Origin of the sequence: Bacillus sp. F2HM (genome assembly GCF_019266135.1) — a bacterium.
Classification (GTDB): domain Bacteria; phylum Bacillota; class Bacilli; order Bacillales; family Bacillaceae; genus Bacillus; species Bacillus safensis.
Map to the genome: position 1 here is coordinate 1 of NZ_LRMO01000002.1, position 20133 is coordinate 20133.

Annotated in this window: 15 protein-coding genes and 7 tRNA genes; 16 read left to right on the forward strand and 6 right to left on the reverse strand. The window is 43.3% G+C overall.

Features of this window, described 5'->3' with window-relative positions; genetic code table 11:
• Positions 1-60 precede the first annotated feature (60 nt).
• The 4 genes from AWT60_RS01915 to AWT60_RS01930 all read left to right on the forward strand — a co-directional run bounded on the left by AWT60_RS01915 (position 61) and on the right by AWT60_RS01930 (position 3032).
• A tRNA-Asn gene (locus tag AWT60_RS01915) sits at positions 61-135 on the forward strand.
• Position 136: 1 nt separating this feature from the next.
• Positions 137-209, forward strand: a tRNA-Thr gene (locus AWT60_RS01920).
• A 355-nt stretch (positions 210-564) separates the two neighbouring features.
• A complete protein-coding gene (locus tag AWT60_RS01925; protein ID WP_218676814.1) occupies positions 565-2004 on the forward strand; it encodes a SulP family inorganic anion transporter in 1440 nt (479 codons plus the stop codon).
• A gap of 62 nt (positions 2005-2066) precedes the next feature.
• Positions 2067-3032 (forward strand): bile acid:sodium symporter family protein, encoded by a 966-nt coding sequence (locus AWT60_RS01930; protein WP_239500342.1) that lies wholly within the window; start codon positions 2067-2069, stop codon positions 3030-3032.
• A 43-nt stretch (positions 3033-3075) separates the two neighbouring features.
• Here AWT60_RS01930 and AWT60_RS01935 read toward each other — a convergent pair whose 3' ends face one another.
• The 6 genes from AWT60_RS01935 to murQ are packed head-to-tail and all read right to left on the reverse strand — an operon-like array spanning position 3076 to position 10805.
• Complete coding sequence (locus AWT60_RS01935) at positions 3076-4320, reverse strand: exo-beta-N-acetylmuramidase NamZ family protein (protein WP_218676815.1); 1245 nt, start codon at positions 4318-4320, stop codon at positions 3076-3078.
• Between the two features lie 11 nt (positions 4321-4331).
• The gene (locus AWT60_RS01940; RefSeq protein ID WP_218676816.1) at positions 4332-6251 is read right to left on the reverse strand and encodes a glycoside hydrolase family 3 protein; all 1920 of its coding nucleotides are present in this window, start codon (positions 6249-6251) and stop codon (positions 4332-4334) included.
• Positions 6252-6264: 13 nt separating this feature from the next.
• Complete coding sequence (pbp4b, locus tag AWT60_RS01945; protein WP_218676817.1) at positions 6265-7620, reverse strand: penicillin binding protein PBP4B; 1356 nt, start codon at positions 7618-7620, stop codon at positions 6265-6267.
• A 13-nt stretch (positions 7621-7633) separates the two neighbouring features.
• Entirely contained in the window at positions 7634-9013 is a 1380-nt protein-coding gene (locus AWT60_RS01950) for a PTS transporter subunit EIIC (protein WP_218676818.1), read from the reverse strand.
• Positions 9010-9879, reverse strand: coding sequence for a MurR/RpiR family transcriptional regulator (locus AWT60_RS01955; protein ID WP_076839378.1), 870 nt, complete (start codon positions 9877-9879; stop codon positions 9010-9012). Before AWT60_RS01955 ends, AWT60_RS01950 begins: the two co-directional genes overlap by 4 nt.
• A gap of 14 nt (positions 9880-9893) precedes the next feature.
• Entirely contained in the window at positions 9894-10805 is a 912-nt protein-coding gene (gene murQ / locus AWT60_RS01960) for an N-acetylmuramic acid 6-phosphate etherase (protein ID WP_218676819.1), read from the reverse strand.
• Between the two features lie 220 nt (positions 10806-11025).
• Between murQ and AWT60_RS01965 the strand changes: the two genes are divergently transcribed.
• From AWT60_RS01965 to glmS, 12 genes are all read left to right on the forward strand, one after another.
• Positions 11026-11100, forward strand: a tRNA-Glu gene (locus AWT60_RS01965).
• 6 nt (positions 11101-11106) lie between these two features.
• Positions 11107-11182, forward strand: a tRNA-Val gene (locus tag AWT60_RS01970).
• 3 nt (positions 11183-11185) lie between these two features.
• Positions 11186-11258 (forward strand) — tRNA-Thr (locus tag AWT60_RS01975).
• 28 nt (positions 11259-11286) lie between these two features.
• Positions 11287-11371 (forward strand) — tRNA-Tyr (locus tag AWT60_RS01980).
• Between the two features lie 4 nt (positions 11372-11375).
• Positions 11376-11447, forward strand: a tRNA-Gln gene (locus tag AWT60_RS01985).
• Between the two features lie 136 nt (positions 11448-11583).
• Positions 11584-12495, forward strand: coding sequence for an arginase (gene rocF / locus AWT60_RS01990; RefSeq protein WP_024424450.1), 912 nt, complete (start codon positions 11584-11586; stop codon positions 12493-12495).
• 183 nt (positions 12496-12678) lie between these two features.
• On the forward strand, positions 12679-13242 hold the full coding sequence (gene sigW, locus AWT60_RS01995; RefSeq protein ID WP_024424449.1) for an RNA polymerase sigma factor SigW: 564 nt from the start codon (positions 12679-12681) through the stop codon (positions 13240-13242).
• Positions 13243-13256: 14 nt separating this feature from the next.
• Positions 13257-13883 carry an anti-sigma-W factor RsiW gene (gene rsiW, locus AWT60_RS02000; protein WP_041089295.1) on the forward strand — a complete coding sequence of 209 codons (627 nt, stop codon included), beginning with the start codon at positions 13257-13259 and terminating at the stop codon, positions 13881-13883.
• Positions 13884-14101: 218 nt separating this feature from the next.
• On the forward strand, positions 14102-14923 hold the full coding sequence (gene cdaA, locus AWT60_RS02005; RefSeq protein ID WP_008344027.1) for a diadenylate cyclase CdaA: 822 nt from the start codon (positions 14102-14104) through the stop codon (positions 14921-14923).
• Positions 14916-16343, forward strand: coding sequence for a CdaR family protein (locus AWT60_RS02010; RefSeq protein WP_218676820.1), 1428 nt, complete (start codon positions 14916-14918; stop codon positions 16341-16343). The genes cdaA and AWT60_RS02010 overlap by 8 nt, the downstream gene beginning before the upstream one ends.
• Positions 16344-16368: 25 nt before the next feature.
• Positions 16369-17715: a phosphoglucosamine mutase gene (glmM, locus tag AWT60_RS02015; protein ID WP_034284242.1), complete on the forward strand. Its 1347-nt coding sequence runs from the start codon at positions 16369-16371 to the stop codon at positions 17713-17715.
• Between the two features lie 575 nt (positions 17716-18290).
• Positions 18291-20093 (forward strand): glutamine--fructose-6-phosphate transaminase (isomerizing), encoded by a 1803-nt coding sequence (gene glmS, locus AWT60_RS02020; RefSeq protein ID WP_087976332.1) that lies wholly within the window; start codon positions 18291-18293, stop codon positions 20091-20093.
• The last annotated feature ends 40 nt before the right edge of the window (positions 20094-20133 follow it).

Genomic DNA, 20133 nt, shown 5'->3' on the forward strand with positions numbered 1-20133 from the left:
AGTAGGACGCCGCCAAGCTTTTTGTTTATATCCTTCCAATGGAAGAAGTTACTTTATCATTCCGCAGTAGCTCAGTGGTAGAGCTATCGGCTGTTAACCGATCGGTCGTAGGTTCGAGTCCTACCTGCGGAGCCATGCTTCCATAGCTCAGTAGGTAGAGCACTTCCATGGTAAGGAAGAGGTCAGCGGTTCGAGCCCGCTTGGAAGCTTTCCTCTATATGTTAATATGACAAGGTTTCTCGATGATGAGAAGGCTTTTTTTGTTTGTTTACATATATATTGAACTGCTCGATGATCAGTAGACTGATGACATTAGGAAAGAGAATAAAACGGCTTGCACAGAAGTGTTGCATCGATTTTTTACTTATCTCCTTCTTTTTGTTCTTGATTCTTCATTCTCTTTCTTTTATTCTTACTAAAGTGATATCCTCTATATCAAAAGACTCTGTACGTTCCTCTTTTCCCCCGAAAGTGAAGTATCGTTTGTTTTCCCTTTCTTTATCTCCAGGTATAGTTGCTCTTCTTTTTCCATGTACGGTATGTATATAAAAAGGAGTAGATGATTTGAAAGATTTATTTGTAAAGCAAGAATGGTTTGGACATGTACGTCAGGACGTGCTTGCGGGTATATTAGTCGCACTGGCTTTAATTCCTGAGGCCATTGCGTTTTCGATTATTGCGGGCGTTGATCCGAAGGTCGGCTTGTATGCATCGTTTTGTATCGCGATTGTGATTTCGTTTGTTGGTGGACGCCCAGGCATGATTTCGGCTGCAACAGGGGCTATGGCCCTCGTCATGGTTAACTTGGTCGCTGATCATGGGTTGCAATATTTGTTTGCAGCTACGATTTTGACGGGTTTGATTCAAATTGTGTTTGGATTGTGTCGAGTGTCTCGTTTGATGAAATTTATTCCGAGGTCCGTCATGGTTGGCTTTGTTAATGCGTTGGCTATTATGATCTTCATGGCTCAGCTTCCACATTTCGTTGGGGAATCAATGGCTATGTATATGATGACAGGGGGCGCCTTGCTGATCATTTATTTATTGCCTATGGTGATAAAGGTGATACCTTCCCCACTCATTGCCATTATTGTAATGACGATATTGGCTGTATTTGGACATATTGATGTTAGAACAGTTGGAGATATGGGAGAGCTTCCTAGTTCTTTGCCTGTTTTTCTGATTCCTCAAGTTCCGTTTAGCTGGGAAACACTTGCTATCATTTTTCCTTATTCTTTAGCACTTGCGATGGTTGGTCTACTTGAGTCTCTTTTAACCGCACAGATTGTCGATGATATGACAGAGACGTCTAGTAATAAGAACAAGGAAGCGAGAGGTCAAGGGATTGCCAATGTGGTTGCGGGATTCTTTGGTGGTATGGCTGGCTGTGCGATGATTGGCCAATCTGTGATTAATACGAAGGCAGGAGGACGAGGCCGGCTTTCTACCTTTGTAGCGGGTGCTTTTTTAATGGTACTGATTTTTGTACTAGGTGATGTCGTGGTTCAAATTCCGATGGCTGCTCTAGTGGCTGTGATGTTCATGGTTTCCATTGGCACATTTGATCGGAGTTCCTTTCAGCAGCTAAAAAAGAATCCGAAAACAGATTCTATTGTGATGGTTGTCACGGTCGTGACGGTGGTGTTGACTCATGATTTATCAAAAGGCGTTTTTGCAGGTGTACTGCTTAGTGCGGTATTCTTTGTCGCAAAGATATCGAAGCTTCATATTACATCTAAAGAAAGCCAGGCAGGTATTTGGGAATATCGAGTTAAAGGACAAATTTTCTTTGCTTCTGTCACTGACTTGATCCAAGCTTTCCATCAGGGGAAAGAACTCCAATCTGTTGTGATTGATTTGTCTGAAGCACGTATATGGGATGAATCAGGTGTATCAGCGATAGAACGTATAAAGGAAAGGTATCAAGCAAATGGTGTCCAGGTGGACGTAGTTGGAATGGATACATCAAGTCAAAAGCTTATGAAACAGGTGAATGGTTCTTAAAAAGGGCTTTCTGTCTGTTACAATAGAAAGGGTAAGAAAGTGAAGGGATGGAGGTGGCCGGCATGCTTGTGCGTTTAAATCAAGTGCTCGGCCGGATGATGCCGCTCATTACACCTTTTAGTGTGTTACTCGGTGTTTTATTGGCGGCCTATTTAAAGGATTTTACGTTTTTGGTGCCATGGGTATTTGCTGTTATGACCTTTGCAGGGAGTTTGTCTTCTACTTTTTCGGCTTTAAAGCATACGGTGATGCACCCATTACCTTTGATTTTATCGTTTATGATTTTGCACGTGTTGATGCCTCTTTATGCTTGGTCAGCGGGACATCTCATATTTGCGGGTGATGCCATGACGATCACCGGTTTGACACTTGCAATGGTGATTCCCACAGGAGTTTCTAGTTTAATATGGGCGGCAATGTATAAAGGGAATGTTGGGTTAACGTTATCCATTATTTTAATTGATACATTGCTTTCGCCATTGATTGTGCCAGCCAGTTTGTCACTTTTAGCCGGTACACAGGTTCATATGGACATGATCGCGATCATGAAAGGGCTGTTTGGGATGGTGGTGCTTCCATCTATTTTAGGGATGCTCGTTCGTCAATATGCAAAGCCTGCTGTGACAAAAATGATCAGTCAGACACTGTCACCTTTTTCAAAAATAGGCTTGTTTGTAGTGGTGTCGATTAACAGTTCTGTTGTCGCGCCATACTTGCGTGAACTGGATGCCGCATTTTTTAGCAAGGCAGCGACTGTGTTTCTCATTGCGATGAGCGGATATGCGTTTGCATGGTTGATTGGAAAGACGATGAAATGTACTCAAGGAGAGATTGTGGCCATCGTGTATACGGGCGGTATGAGAAACATTAGTGCGGGGGCTGTGCTTGCCATTAGCTTTTTCCCGCCTGCTGTCGCTGTTCCTGTGGTGATTGGCATGCTGTTTCAGCAAGTGCTTGCTGCCTTGTTTGGTTTCTTACTCAATCGTTTTGAGCTAAAAGCACCTGCTGTGACCAAATCTTTCTCATGAAAAAAACCTCCATCCTCTGATAGATGGAGGTTTTTTCTGTGATTTAATAGATGAGATATTTTTTTCGTTTCTTTTCGAATGTTTTGAGGTCGTGATGATAGCGTTTCATCATGTGTTTGACGGAAGTTCCTTTATTGATTTCTTCTTTCATCCAGCCATTCCCGATGAGTTTGTCAAAGCTGCCTGTTTGAAGGAACTGAAAGTCATTAGGGTATAAATCATGTATTGCTTTGATAATGGATAACCCCGTTTTCACCGCTTCGAAGGATGAGCGGTCTGTGACGTATAACTGTACACCATGAGATAGTGTACCGGCATGTTTAGAAAATGTGGGGGTGAATGACACTGGTCTAAATTGAACGCCTTTTAGTTTTAGCTGATTTAAATGATCTGCCAGCTCGCTGCTATTGATATATGGTGCACCAATGAGCTCGAATGGTTTTGTCGTTCCTCTGCCTTCAGAGACATTTGTGCCTTCAATTAATCCTGTGGCAGGATATACAAAGGTACTATCCACTGTTGGCATGTTAGGAGAAGGAAGGACGAACGGCAGCTTTGTATCATCGAATGTCATGGACCGCTTCCAATTTTTCATTTTGATGACTGTTACATCAGCATTGATATGAAACTCTTTGTTAAACAGTTTTGCAAGTTCACCAGTGGTCATTCCATGTCTTAATGGGATTGGATAGAGCCCTACAAATGAGGCGTGTTCAGGCTCTAAAACAGGTCCTTCTACTTTTAGTCCGTCAATGGGATTTGGGCGGTCTAGGACAACAAAGGGAATGTTGTTTTCTTTAGCGGCTTCCATCGCATAGGCCATCGTGTAAATATAGGTGTAATAACGAGTACCAACGTCTTGAATATCAAACAGCAGGACATCTACATTTTTCAGCATTTCAGTAGTTGGTTTTCTTGTTTTTCCATAAAGAGAGTAAACAGGAAGACCTGTTTTTTCATCGATATAGGATTCGACGCCTTCTCCTGCTTGTGCATCTCCGCGCACGCCGTGTTCAGGTCCATATAAAGCAGTGAGCTTGATATTTGGATGTTCAAATAGGAGATCGACACTGCTTTTCATATTTGCATCAATGCCAGTCGGGTTGGTAATGAGACCAACTCTTTTCCCTTTTAGCCATGAAAGGTTGCTTGAGAGTAGTGTTTCGATCCCTGTTTTGACTGCTGTTTTTTTTCCCTTTGTATCTGTTCGTTCTTCTGCGGGAGAGGCGGCGGTCAATGTGCTCATCATGAGAAAGCTTGCGAGTATGAAACTGACTGTTTTCTTCAAGAGAATCCCTCCTATTTGATCTGTTTCCCTTTCAAGTTGAGGCCATAGCCGAATGGGTAAAGGGTTTGATTTGGATGAGTGACAGATGGGATATCAACTGGCAGTTTCCCTTTAGGTGATGCAGCTCCAAATATCACTTCTAGTCCAGCAGGAATATTTGGCTGATTGAATTGTCCGTTTGAGTAGCCTTTAAAACCGTACACAGCTAGTAAGGCATCGGCTTCTTCAAAATTTGCCGCATCATAAGGGTTTCTAAGACTCATGATGACCATTTTTTTGTTTTGTGCTGCTGCTTCTTTCATGACAGCACGAGGGAAGGCGGTTGCCCATTTTTTCGGGTCCTGGACATTGTCATCAATTACACCATCATTCACAGCTGGGTCATTTTGGACAACGTAAGAGCCAGTGATGACATAGTCAGCTTCTTGTATTAGTTTGGCCGAGTCTTTGGTGAACGTTTTATCCGCAAAAGCATATGACTGGATGCGTACAGGCTTGATCTTTTTTTGTTTCATGAGAGATTCGACTGTGACAGACATTGCTTTTGTCTGATCTTCGTAAGGTGCCATGACCACGATTTTGTCATTCTTTTTAGGCTTGAAAGGTAAGGTCTTTTTGTTGTTTTTAAGCAGGGTGATTCCTTCACGTGCCATTTTTTGTTCTGCTTTAAGGTGCGACTTTTTCCCGACGACTTGAGTGGCTTTTTTGATTTTTTTCTCAAGACTGATTGTTTTTTTGGAGGAAATAATGCCGCGTTTGATTTTCAATTGAAGAATTTTTTCGACAGATTCGTTGATCTGCGACATCGGAATCTCTTTCTTTAAAATCGCTTGTTTGACAGCATTGAATACATTCTCTAGGTTTTTCTCTGTTTTTAATGAGGTGACTGGTGCTGGCATGAGAGCGATGTCGACACCTGCTTTAATGGCCATCACGACGGCTTCTTCCTGTCCAAAATTATCTGCAATCGCTTTCATATTTAGAGCGTCTGTCACAACAACGCCGTGAAAGCCCATCTCTTCTTTTAATAAGTGTGTGATGACTTTTTTTGATAAGGTTGCTGGAACCATGATGTCCTCGCCATCTTTTTTGCTTCGATACGTTGTGTCATCAATGGCAGGAAATTGCACATGAGCTGTCATGACCATATCTGCACCAGCATTGATCGCTTGTTGGAATGGATACAGCTCAACCTTTTTTAAACGATCTAGGTCATGCTCTACGAGCGGCAAGCCGTAGTGACTATCGACGGCTGTATCACCATGTCCCGGGAAATGTTTAAGTGTGGAAATGGTCTTTTCCTTTTGAAGTCCTTTCATGGTTTGAAGGCCAAGTCTAGAGACAAGAGCAGGATCAGAGCTAAAGGAACGGACACCAATGACGGGGTTGTTTGGGTTATTATTCACATCAAGCACAGGAGAGAAGTTTGTATTGATGCCTAAGGCGTTTAATTCTTTTCCGATGATTTTTCCTGTGTCATATGCATTTTTTTTGCTTCTAGAGGCACCAATCGACATATTTCCTGGGAAATGTGTTCCCTTTTGTAACCTTGTGACGATTCCGCCTTCTTGATCAATGGAAATGAGTAAAGGAATGTTTGGTGATGCTTTTTGAAATTCATGGGTGAGTTTCACGGTTTGTTTTGTATCAACGACATTCTCGGCAAATAAGATGACACCGCCTAGATGATATTTTTCTACAAGGTGAGATACTTCGTTATTCATCTTTGTGAAGCCTGTAGGAGCGGATTCATCTTTTGTTTGCCAATTGCGAAAGTCCGGCATGAGCATTTGACCTATCTTTTCATCCAGTGACATGTCTTGAACCATTTGTTTAGCGGTTGGCAGAGAGGCAGAGCTAACCTTTTCCGTTGGAATGGAAGAGGTTAGCAGGGCTAAAACCAGTGCAACGGGGAAGAGAGCTTTCAACATCGAATTCCTCCTTTTACTGAAAAGATTCGTAGATTGCGGTCATGATGCTTCCATAAGTACCAGTTGGCAACAGGTCACCTTCAAATTGATTAGGATTTGTTTCTGGTGAAACAACGGGTGAATGTTTCTTATTCGTCAGCAACACGACACCTAAATTGTGTTTAGGATCAATCAACGTCATGGTGCCGGTCCAGCCAGTATGCCCATAGGCTTCGTTACTTGCATATTTTCCAAACATCCATTCCATGTCAGTATGACCGTTTTTTCGCCAGCCTAGCCCGTAAGTTGGGTTCGTATCAGATGAGGCTGTAAAGAGATCGATAGAAGCCTGATCAAAGATGGTTGTTTTTCCATACCCTCCTTTATTAAGCATCAGCTGAAGCAGCACGGCCATATCTGAGGTATTTGAGAAAAGTCCAGCGTGGCCGGAGATACCTGCCATTGAGTAATATGCTTTCTCGTCGTGTACTTCACCTAGCAGGGTGTACCGTCGGATGTTTTCAAAATCGATGACACCGTCTCGTGAATTGCCTAAACGTTCAGTTGCTGCAAAATGCTTCGGCTTGAACCCTTTTTGCAGTGGATTGAACATTGTATGTTTGAGACCTAGCGGCCGATAAATCGTTGACTCGACATATTGATCAAGAGGCATGCCTGTTTTCTTCTCGATGATCATGCCTAGCAGCATGTAATCAATGTCACTATAAATGTGCTGGGTACCTGGCTTGTATTGCAGCGGTACCTTTGGCAGCCATTTCATCGTTGTTTTTCTGTCTTGAGAATAAAAAGAGCCAGCTGATTCTTTGCTATAAAATAAGACACTGGAAGGGAGACCCGCAGAATGGGTGAGAAGATCTTTTACCCGAAGCTGGTCTTTACCGGTTACCTTTGCATCAGGTTCATCCTGAAAATCTGGAAGGATGGTCTGTATTTTTTCGTTGACATCAAGTTTTTTCTCGTAGACAAGCTTTTGCAGGGCATAGTTGGTCGCATACATTTTTGTATTGGATGCCAAATCGAATAGTGTATCTTTTTTCATTTTTTTATACGATTTGAGTTCTGTTGTGCCATCATATTTTTGCCGGTAGCCATAGGCTTTTTGATGAACGATCTTTCCGTCCTTGATAATGATGAGAGCGGCTCCTGGAAATCCTGCTTTGATGTCATTTTGAATCATTTGATCAACCTTCCTCAGCTGCCTGGAAGAAACACCTACTTGTTCCGGTCGTTTTGCTTTTTTTAAGACGGGATATTCTTCAGGAGCTGTTTTAGACAAAGACGATACAGGATGGGAGCTAGTTGCAAATGTTTGTACTGGTAACCCAAGGAGCATGAGCAGACATGTGATCAAAAGAAAACATTTCTTCAAGGTCTAGACCTCCTTATTGATTGTGATCCTCGAACTCAACAGCCATATCATCATGAAACCCAAATAAGTATGTGAAGAAAAATCCAGCAACATATGCGATAAATAGTCCAATTAAGTAAAGAAGCATTTGATGTGTGTGAACAATAAAGGTTAATGGAAGACCGGATACCCCGATGGCTTTCGTCGCAATTTGGAAGTAGGCTTGAAATGCGCCGCCGATTCCTGCACCAAGACAAGCGGTGAGAAATGGTCGTCCCAGCGGGAGTGTGACACCAAAAATGAGTGGTTCGCCAATGCCCAGCATCCCTGAAGGAAGTCCACCAGCAATGGCTCTTTTGAGTTTTTTCTTTTTTGTTTTCATATAAATGGCGAATGCAGCGCCTACCTGTCCTGCACCGCCCATAGCGAGAATTGGCAGAAGCGGGTCATCTCCAATTGAATTGATGAGTTCCATATGAATCGGTGTCAGCCCTTGGTGAAGTCCTGTTACAACAAGCGGGAGGAAGGTAGCACCAAGAACAAATCCTGCGAAAATTCCGCCCATATTTAATAGATAAGTCAGTCCTGAGGTGATGGCATCAGATATAAATCCGCCGACTGGCATGAAGACAACGTACGTGAAAATGCCTGTAATGAGTAGTGTGATGGTTGGTGTGACGATGATATCAAGTGATTGCGGGACGAAGCGTCTAATTCGGGTTTCCACAAGTGCCATAAAGAAGGCGGCTAGAAGAACACCGATGAGTCCGCCTCTGCCTGGTAGAATATTTGTGCCAAATAACATAATGTCTGCGGAGGCTGGGTTAATAATGAGGATACCAGCTAATGCGCCTAATGCAGGAGAGCCTCCAAATTCCTTTGCGGCATTTGTTCCGACTAATATCCCGAGATAAGCGAAAAGTCCAGAACCGATAACCGTTAAAATAATCGCAGCTTGAGATTTTTCGTCAAGCCAGCCTGCTTGCACGATTGCTTTTGTTATCCCGGTAATCAGACCTGAGGCAACTAGTGCCGGAATAATTGGAATGAAAATGCTGGCAATCCGCCGTAAGAACAGCTTGAACGGTGTGCGGTTCTTTTGTGAAATGGCTTGCTTGTTTTTTTGTGCTTCGTTGTTTAAATCATAAGAGCCAGAGGCATTTAGCAGCTCTTCAAACGCACTTGATACTTGGTTGACAACGCCAGTGCCTAAAATGATTTGAAGCGTTTCTGCTTCGACGACGCCAATAACGCCATCGAGTTCTTTGATTGCTGTGACGTGAACTTTTTCATTGTTCATCGGTGTAATTCGGAGCCTTGTCATACAATGTGTATGGGAAGAGATATTTTCAGAACCACCACAGAGTGAAAGAATGTCTTTCGCCAACTGCTGATATTTCTTTTGATGACTCATGTTGAATCCCCCTTTGATTTTCGTTTCATGGAGCGGATGGCATGCCTTGTTTTGTCAATATATTGGGCTGTCTCTTCATATTGACGAGAAGCTAAACTGAGGAACAGGACATCAATTAAGTAGAGCTGTGCCATTCTAGAGGAAGTGGCAGCACTGCGAAAAGGTGCTTCATTGGAACCGGACGTCGATAGGTGAACATCACATAAAGCAGAAACGCTTGTATGACCTGGATGTGTTAAAGCAATGGTTTTCACTTGGTTGTCTTTTGCAAGCTGAAGGGCTTGAATGATGTCTAACGTTTCTCCTGAAAAGGAGATACCAAACACAATGTCATTCTCTCCCGCATTTGCAATAACCGTAGATGCAATGTGCATGTCAGTGAAGGCTGTCGCTGCATAGTTAATTCTGAGAAATTTCTGCTGGGCATCAGCTGCGACGATGCCAGATGCACCAACTCCGATAAAATGAATTTGATTTGCATGCAGCAGTAATTGAACTGCCTTTTCTAAAGCTTCTGGATTTAAAATAGAAGCGGTGTCCTTGATCGATTGAATCGAGTTTCCTGCTGTTTTTTGAATAATGGATTGAAGCGGTTCATCTTGTTCGATATCTCTGTAGCCTTGTTTATCGTCATGCATCAAATCTCCAGCGATCCGCATTTTTAAATCGTGATAGCCATCCAGCCCGAGAGATTTACAAAGGCGGATGACTGCAGAGCTGCTTGCGCCGGCTGCCTGACTAATTTCATGTACTGTGCTTTTAATGACTTTGTCAGGATGGGCAAGGATATAGTCTGCAATGATTTTTTCAGATTGGGGAAGCTTTGATTTGATTGTGTGTAGTAGGATAAGTCCACCTGCTGACATGAGCTCTGCCTCCTTTAAGATTGATAACGTGAGATCGCTTTGTCAATATGGCCATTCGTTTTGTTGAGTAAATCTTTGGCTGTTTTCTTGTCTGTGTTTGTTTGGAGCATGACGATGGCAGTTTTGACTTCTAAGTCTGCTGCTTCAAGAGTCTTCACGGCTTGTTCGTAGGAAGCATTTGTCACATGTTGAATGATGGTGATGGCGCGTTCTTTTAATTTATGATTGCTGACTTTTACATCAACCATCAGGTTTTCATATACTTTGCCTAGTCTAATCATGACTGAGGTGGAAAGCATATTTAAAATCATTTTATGAGCGGATGCTGCTTTCATTCTTGTTGACCCAGTGATGGCTTCTGGTCCTACAATGACCTCGATGGCGCAATCTGCAAGCTCGCTAATTTCTGCTTGTTCATTGCAGCTGAGTGCTACTGTTTTAGCTCCAATTGACTTTGCATAGTTTAAAGCGCCGATGATATAAGGTGTCCTTCCGCTTGCGGCAATACCGACGACTGTATCTTTTGATGTCAGGTGAATGTGTACTAAATCCTGTTTGCCGGCATCTTCACTGTCTTCCACATCTTCGGCAGCTTGAGAAAAAGCTGAGTCTCCGCCTGCCATGATGCCAACAATGACATCAGGTGAGACGCTATAGGTTGGGGGACATTCGACAGCATCCATTACGCCAATTCTGCCGCTTGTTCCGGCGCCTAAATAAACGAGTCTGCCTCCATTTGAGATGGATTCATAAGCAAAGTCACTTGCTGTTTTGACATGTGGAAGTACAATGTTGACTGCTTGAGCGACCTTCATATCTTCTTCATTGATCATCTGGAGTATTTCCAGCGGGTCTGCTTGTGAAATTCCCATTGTGTTGGGGTTTCTTGATTCTGTTGTCAAAGAACGCAGTTGAGATGGCTGCATGTGACATACCTCCTTATTTCTTCATTTTCAGTATATTGAGTATGATATGAAATTTCAATATTATATTTGAATATTGAAATTATATTTCAGTGAAGATGTTGAACGAATAGGGAGTAAATAGTTAGAAAATAAAAAAAATAAAAATCCCCTTTACAAAAGGGGGACAACCTGTATATAATAACTTTTGTCAGCTTCACGGAAACAACAAACTTGACAAACTGGCCCGTTGGTCAAGCGGTTAAGACACCGCCCTTTCACGGCGGTAACACGGGTTCGAATCCCGTACGGGTCACCATGATGTGGAGGATTAGCTCAGCTGGGAGAGCATCTGCCTTACAAGCAGAGGGTCGGCGGTTCGAGCCCGTCATCCTCCACCATATGCCGGTGTAGCTCAACTGGTAGAGCAACTGACTTGTAATCAGTAGGTTGGGGGTTCAAGTCCTCTTGCCGGCACTGTTTTTTCTTTATCAATTCCATATGTGGAGGGGTAGCGAAGTGGCTAAACGCGGCGGACTGTAAATCCGCTCCCTCCGGGTTCGGCGGTTCGAATCCGTCCCCCTCCACCATTTTTGGGCTATAGCCAAGCGGTAAGGCAACGGACTTTGACTCCGTCATGCGTTGGTTCGAATCCAGCTAGCCCAGTTAAGACACCTTTTTGAAAAAGGTGTCTTTTTTTATGTTGGCAGAGGGACTGTATAACTATTCAAAATGTTGTTGAGTTGAGTCAGAAGGCATCAAGAAAGTAAAATATAAGCATGAACGGAAAGGGGATGTACATATGGGAGAGCAAAAGAAGGTCACGATTATTGGAGTTCCAATGGATTTGGGTCAAACGAGAAGGGGCGTCGATATGGGGCCGAGTGCGATTCGTTGTGCAGGCGTAAAAGAAAAATTGGAAACGCTCTCATTTGATGTAGAGGATCTTGGAGATATTCCAGTTGAACAAAGAGATGATGAGAAAGGTTTATATACAAGTGAAAAGCTAAAAAATTTGACGGAGAATGCTGGGGCAAATCAGCTGCTTGCTGAGAAGGTTGACAGTATTGTGCAATCTGGTTCGTTTCCGCTCATTTTAGGCGGTGATCACAGCATTGCGATTGGCACACTTGCTGGGGTAGCCAAGCATTATGAAAACTTAGGAGTCATTTGGTATGATGCACACGGGGATTTGAATACGGAGGAAACGTCTCCTTCTGGAAATATTCATGGCATGCCGCTTGCTGTCAGTCTCGGTTTTGGGCATGCAGATTTAACGAACATTGGCGGTTATTCGCCTAAATTGAAGCCTGAAAATGTCGTTATAATTGGTGCTCGATCTTTAGATGAAGGAGAGCGGGCATTGATTCGAGAGAAAGGCATTAAAGTGTATACGATGCATGAAATTGATCGTTTAGGGATGACAAGGGTGATGGAGGAAGCCATTGCGTATCTAAAGGAGAGAACAGATGGTGTCCATCTGTCGCTTGATTTAGACGGACTAGACCCAGCGGAATGCCCTGGTGTAGGTACTCCGGTTGCAGGCGGCATTAGTTACCGGGAAAGTCATCTCGCAATGGAGCTTTTAGAGGAGGCGGGTATTTTAACGTCTGCTGAATTTGTTGAAGTAAATCCGGTATTAGATGAGAAAAACAAAACCGCAGAAGCGGCAGTTGCGTTAATTGGTTCATTAATGGGTGAAAAGCTATTGTAGAGCGGGACTTGTTCCTGTTCTTTTTTGTTTTGGGAAAATTTAAGGATATGTTAAGGTTTTTACCGGTTGAGAAGCGTAACACACTGTCAAAAATTTGTTACACTATTTTTTAGAGGAGAATGAAACCTTTTGGAAAGAGGTTCGTATACATAAAGACCGGTGAAGGCAGAGGTTGAATATACTATGGACACAATGATTAAAAAGAGAATTAAGCAAGTGAAAAAAGGCGACCAGAACGCATTTGCAGACATCGTAGACCTGTATAAAGACAAAATTTATCAGCTGTGCTACCGTATGCTTGGGAATGCACACGAAGCGGAGGATATTGCGCAGGAGGCGTTTATTCGTGCTTATGTGAATATCGAAAGCTTTGATGTGAATCGCAAGTTTTCCACGTGGCTGTACCGCATTGCAACCAACCTGACCATCGACCGTATTCGCAAAAAAAAGCCGGATTATTATTTAGATGCAGAGGTGGCAGGAACAGAAGGGTTAAATATGTATTCTCAAATTGCTGCTGATGGCATTTTGCCAGAGGATGAGGTGGTGTCTCTTGAATTATCGAGTACCATTCAGCAAAAAATTCTAAGATTACCCGATAAATATCGTTCGGTCATCGTATTAAAGTATATTGATGAACTCTCGTTAAAAGAAATTAGTGAGATTCTGAATATACCAGTTGGTACGGTGAAAACGAGAATACACAGGGGTAGAGAGGCTCTCCGGAAACAGTTGAGAGACCTTTGAGTGAGGTGATTTTGATGAGCTGTCAGGATAGAATCGTCCAGCTTATGCATCAGTATTTAGACGGGGACATTGAGTCCCAAGACGAAAAAGAATTAAAAAGCCATCTGCAATCGTGTGAGGAGTGCCGTACTCATTTTCAACAAATTGAGAAATCCATCGCGCTAGTGCAGAGTACATCTCATATAGAAGCACCATCTGATTTCACTGCAAAGGTGATGGCAGGTCTTCCAAAGGAGAAAAAGCGTGTGTCGGTTCAAAGATGGATCAAAGCTCACCCGCTGATGGTAGCCGCTGCCCTCTTTCTCATTTTAATGGGAGGCAGTCTGTTTACGAGCTGGAATACCGATCATAATTTCAGTGTGTCAAAGCAGCCGAATCTCGTCGTTGAAAATGATACAGTGACCGTACCTAAAGGGGAAACCGTAAAGGGTGATGTTACTGTCAAAAATGGCAAGCTGATTGTAGAAGGCAAGGTTGATGGAAATGTCACCGTCGTCAATGGGGAACAGTTGACTGCTTCTGCCGGACAAGTCACTGGTCAAATTAATGAAATTAATGAAGTGTTTGATTGGATCTGGTACAAAATGAAATCAACAGCACAAAACGTAATGCGGGTCATTGGGCCAGAGGAGCAAAAGTAACTCAATCGGCTTAAAGAGCAGTCTCTAAGGGGGGCTGCTCTTTTTCTATACATTGGTGGGATTCACGCATACTAGCAACTTAGCCAGATATGGCAACTATTTTCCTTGCTGAAACAAAATGTGGTATAATAGCCACGCTATGTATTGATACATAGGCTCTTTTTATATTAAAAAATGCATCAAACGAAGAATAACTGAAAATTCTGGAGGACGAGGAAATGGCTTTAGGGGATATTCCTTTTTTGCAGTACCTCGGTAATGCTGTTGATATTCTCGTTGTTTGGTATGTGATATATAAATTAATGATGGTCATCCGCGGAACAAAAGCGGTTCAGCTTTTAAAGGGAATTGTGGTCATTGTTCTCGTCAGGATGGGAAGTGCGTATCTCGGTCTTAACACACTTCAATGGCTGATGGATCAAGCGATTACGTGGGGATTCCTTGCGATCATTATTATTTTTCAGCCAGAGCTAAGGAGAGCGCTTGAGCAGCTTGGGCGCGGCCGTTTCTTCTCAAGAAGCGGGACACCTGTAGAGGAACAGCAGCAGAAAACGATCGAGGCAATTACAAAAGCAATTAACTATATGGCAAAACGGAGAATTGGCGCGCTGCTGACAATTGAGCGCGATACCGGAATGAATGATTACATAGAGACAGGAATTCCTTTGAATGCAAAGGTGAGTTCAGAGCTGCTCATTAACATTTTCATTCCGAATACACCGCTTCATGACGGTGCTGTCATTATGAAGCGGGATGAGATTGCAGCTGCAGCTTGTTATTTACCACTGTCAGAAAGCCCTTTTATCTCTAAGGAGCTTGGGACGCGTCATAGGGCGGCAGTTGGGATAAGTGAAGTGACAGACAGCTTAACTGTCATCGTTTCTGAGGAAACTGGCGGCATTTCTGTCGCAAGAAATGGTGATCTCCACCGAGAATTGACAGAAGAAGCGCTTGAAGAAATGCTGATTGCTGAATTTAGTAAGAACAGCAAAGATGCTTCCTCGACCAAATGGTATTGGAGGGGCAAGAAAAATGGATAAGATTTTGAATAATCGCTGGGCCGTTAAGCTTCTTGCATTGGTCTTCGCTTTATTGCTGTATGGTGCAGTCAATTCAGCGCAAGCGCCCACGCCGAAAAAAATCGGTGAATCCTTTTTCCCAACATCGACGACAGATGAAGCAACTTTAACCGACATTCCTGTTAAAGCGTATTATGATGACGAGAAGTACGTCGTCACTGGTGTGCCGCAGACAGTCAATGTCACGATTAAAGGATCAACAAGTGCTGTGAAAACAGCAAGACAAACAAAGAATTTTGAAATTTACGCAGACATGCAGAACTTATCGACAGGTACACATAAAGTGGAGCTGAAGGCAAGAGATGTATCGAAGGGACTCACACTATCGATTAATCCATCTGTGACGACTGTGACGATACAAGAAAAAACGACAGCTGAATTTCCTGTTGAAACCGAGTTTTATAATCAAAATAAAATCAAAGACGGCTATTCACCTGAACAGCCCATTGTGAATCCGAAAAAGGTCACAGTTACTGGATCAAAGGACGTCATCGACAAAATTTCTGTCATTAAAGCTTTTGTGAACTTAGAAGATGTCGATCAGCAAATTGAAAAAGAAGCGAAGCTCACTGTGTATGATAGCAGCGGGAATGAGCTGCCAGTTGAAGTAAGTCCGTCCGTGGTGGATATTACGGTCCCAATCTCTAGTCCAAGCAAAAAGGTCCCTTTTAAAATTGAGCGGACGGGCAGCTTGCCAGAAGGGATCAGCATCTCAAGCATTGAGACAAGCCCGAGTGAGGTCACAGTGTACGGCTCTCAAAAGGTGCTGGATGCCCTTGATTTTATTGATGGCGTCAAGCTGGACCTAAGCAAGATCAAAGATGATACGGAGATTGATGCCGATATTCCCCTGCCAGATGGTGTGAAAAAGGTATCACCCGAAACCATTAAGATCAAAGTGAAGGTTGCAACAGCTGAAGAAAAAAAGATCGATAATGTACCGATTACTGTCGTGGGTTTGAGCAAGGATCTCACTTCTGATTTTGTGAGCCCCTCTTCTGGACGGCTCACGTTAACAGCAAAGGGATCAAAAAGTGCGATTGATAAACTAAAGGCTTCAGATGTTGAAGCCTATATCAATGCAGGGGACTTGAACGAAGGAACCCATGAGGTCAAAGTTCAAATAAATGGTCCTCAAAATGTGACTTGGACATTATCGAGATCAAAGGTCAAAGTGAAACTCACTTCTACTGATACAGAGGATCAGCCGGCTTCGACGAATGATCGGAAGGATCAAAAAGATCAACAAGATCCATCAACTGATGACGATGGTCAGGGTGAGAAGAGTAAAGAAGAATCCACGCAAGATAAAGCAAAGAAAGAATCGAGTCAAAGACAGCGGGTCAAAGAAGATAAAAAAGAGGACGAAGCGTCCTCTTGAATGGTAAAAAAGGAGCGATTGAAACATGGGCAAGTACTTTGGAACTGATGGTGTAAGGGGTGTAGCGAATAGCGAATTAACGCCAGAGCTCGCATTTAAAGTTGGGAGATTTGGCGGCTATGTGCTCACGAAGGATAAAGAACGTCCAAAGGTACTCGTTGGTCGAGACACACGTGTATCTGGTCATATGTTAGAAGGAGCGCTTGTTGCAGGCTTACTTTCAATTGGAGCTGAAGTGATGCGTCTAGGTGTGATCTCAACACCTGGTGTGTCTTATTTAACGAAGGCAATGGATGCTGAAGCGGGTGTCATGATTTCTGCTTCACACAATCCAGTTCAAGACAACGGCATTAAATTCTTCGGCGGTGACGGCTTTAAGCTGTCAGATGAACAGGAAAACGAAATTGAGCAGCTGATGGATCAGCCAGTCGATCAATTACCACGCCCAGTTGGAGCCGATCTTGGAACGGTGAACGACTACTTTGAAGGCGGTCAGAAATACTTGCAATTCTTAAAGCAGACAGCGGACGAGGATTTCACAGGTATTCACGTGGCGCTTGACTGTGCACACGGTGCAACCTCTTCTCTAGCGACACATTTATTTGCAGATTTAGATGCTGATGTCTCTACAATGGGAACATCTCCAAATGGATTGAATATCAATGATGGTGTAGGCTCCACTCATCCAGAGGCACTTTCTGCTTTTGTGAAGGAGAAGGGTGCAGATATTGGTCTTGCGTTTGATGGTGACGGTGACCGTTTAATTGCAGTCGATGAAAAAGGTGATATCGTAGACGGCGATCAAATTATGTACATATGTGCACGTTATTTGAAGGATGAAGGCCGATTAAAGGATGACACCGTCGTGTCAACGGTTATGAGTAACCTTGGTTTCTATAAAGCGCTTGAGAAGCAAGGCATTAAGAGCATTCAAACAGCTGTTGGTGACCGCTATGTGGTCGAAGCGATGAAAAAAGACGGCTATAATGTCGGCGGCGAGCAGTCAGGTCATTTGATTTTCCTTGATTACAATACGACAGGTGATGGCATGCTTTCTGCGATCATGCTTGTGAATACGCTCAAAGCGACAGGGAAAACATTATCAGAGCTTGCAGCGGAAATGGAAAAGTTCCCGCAGCTTTTAGTGAATGTGAAAGTGTCTGATAAATATAAAGTAGAAGAAAATGAAAAAGTAAAAGCGGTGATCCAAGAGGTCGAAAAAGAGATGAATGGTGACGGCCGTATCCTAGTTCGTCCATCGGGGACAGAGCCGCTTGTACGTGTCATGGCAGAGGCGAAAACAAAAGAGCTGTGTAATGAATATGTGGCTCGAATTACAGCTGTTGTGAAAGAAGAAATGGGTATTGAGTAATAGGTGAAGGCAAACCGCTGGCAGCGGTTTGCTTTTTTTCGAATAAACGACATAATTGGATGGATCTATACGAATGATATAAGCGAGGGCAACTTGAAGCTGCCTTCATACGTAGGAGAGCACATCAAAGGTAGAACGTGACAAGCCTCATCGCATATAGTGTATGGAGGTCTCACTTTCTCAAATGAAGGGGATCACCCGCTAAATTGTGATTGACGGAGGTCAGACCTTATAGTACAATCATCCTTGTGTTACTGGATTTTTATTCTATCAGGAAAGGCAGGGTAGATGTTCAGGAACTCTCTTATAATTATAGCGCCCGAACTAAGCGATCGGACGAAAGATGCTTAGTTGACGAGGATGGAGGTTATCGAATTTTCGGCGGATGCCTCCCGGCTGATCAAAAAAAGAGATCACAGCCGTAAGTGTTTCTTTAAACCAAAGAGGTGACTCTTTGTACAAAGGGAATACACATGATCTCCCAAAATAAACATGTAGAGAGGGACGAAGAAATGTCCCTTCTATTTTAGTAGGCTTTCTTTGTCCCTTTCACATGATCGGGAGGAAGAATATTTATGTGTGGAATCGTAGGTTATATTGGTCAGAATGATGCGAAGGAAATCTTATTAAAAGGTTTAGAGAAGCTTGAGTACCGCGGGTATGATTCAGCAGGTATCGCTGTGGCAAACGAAGAAGGCGTGCATGTGTTCAAAGAAAAAGGACGTATCGCTGAGCTTCGAGAAGTCGTGGATGCAAACGTGGCATCTTCAGCAGGAATCGGACATACACGCTGGGCAACACACGGTGTACCAAGCCATCTAAATGCGCATCCGCATCAAAGTGCTTCTGGCCGTTTTACGCTTGTTCATAACGGTGTCATCGAGAACTATGTACAATTGACACGCGAATATTTACAAGACGTCACACTAAAAAGCGACACAGATACAGAGGTTGTTGTTCAAGTCATCGAACAATTTGTCAGCAGAGGTCTTGATACAGAAGAAGCTTTCCGTCAAACGCTTCTTCAACTAAAAGGCTCTTACGCAATTGCCCTTTTCGATAACGAAAACAAAGAAACAATCTATGTGGCGAAAAACAAAAGCCCATTATTGGTTGGTTTCGGCGAAGGATTCAACGTTGTGGCTTCTGACGCAATGGCGATGCTTCAAGTAACAAACGAATATGCGGAATTAATGGATAAAGAAATGGTCATTGTCACAAAAGACGAGGTCATCATCAAAAACCTTGACGGTGATATCATGACACGTCCTTCTTATATCGCTGAGCTTGATGCAAGCGACATTGAGAAAGGCACATATCCTCACTACATGTTAAAAGAAACGGATGAACAGCCGCTTGTTATGCGCAAAATCATCCAAGAATATCAAGACGAAAACGGCAAACTGTCAGTCGCTGGCGATATCGCAAGCGCAGTAGCAGAAGCAGACCGCATTTACATTGTGGCTTGCGGAACGAGCTACCATGCTGGACTTGTCGGTAAACAATACATTGAAGACTGGGCGAAAGTACCTGTAGAAGTCCATGTAGCAAGTGAATTCTCTTACAACATGCCGCTTCTATCGAAAAAGCCGCTGTTCATCTTCCTTTCTCAATCTGGGGAGACTGCGGACAGCCGTGCTGTACTTGTTCAAGTCAAAGAGCTTGGTCATAAAGCATTAACGATCACAAACGTACCAGGATCTACGCTTTCTCGTGAAGCGGACTTCACATTGCTTCTTCATGCAGGACCAGAAATCGCAGTAGCTTCAACAAAAGCCTACACAGCACAAATCGCTGTACTTGCAATCCTTGCATCTGTTGCAGCTGAATTAAATGGTCAATCTCTTGACTTTGATCTTGTGAAAGAGCTTGGGATTGTAGCAAACGCAATGGAAGCCCTTGTCGATCAAAAGGATGAAATGGAACAAATCGCTCGTGACTTCTTCACAGTGACACGTAACGCATTCTTTATCGGAAGAGGACTTGACTACTATGTGTGCCTTGAAGGTTCACTAAAACTAAAAGAGATCTCTTACATCCAAGCAGAAGGCTTTGCTGGCGGAGAACTCAAACACGGCACAATTGCTTTAATTGAAGAAGGCACACCGGTCATTGCCCTTGCAACACAAGAGCACGTGAACCTCAGCATTCGTGGTAACGTCAAAGAAGTCGTTGCACGCGGAGCAAACCCATGTGTCATCTCACTAAAAGGCCTAGAAGACGAAGGCGACCGTTTCGTCCTTCCAGCTGTACACCCAGCACTTGCACCACTTGCATCTGTTGTCCCATTACAGCTGATCGCTTACTACGCAGCCCTTCACCGCGGGTGTGATGTGGATAAACCACGAAACCTTGCGAAAAGTGTGACGGTGGAGTAGGAATTAAATAAAATCGGATTTCTGATACCCCTTTAGATAT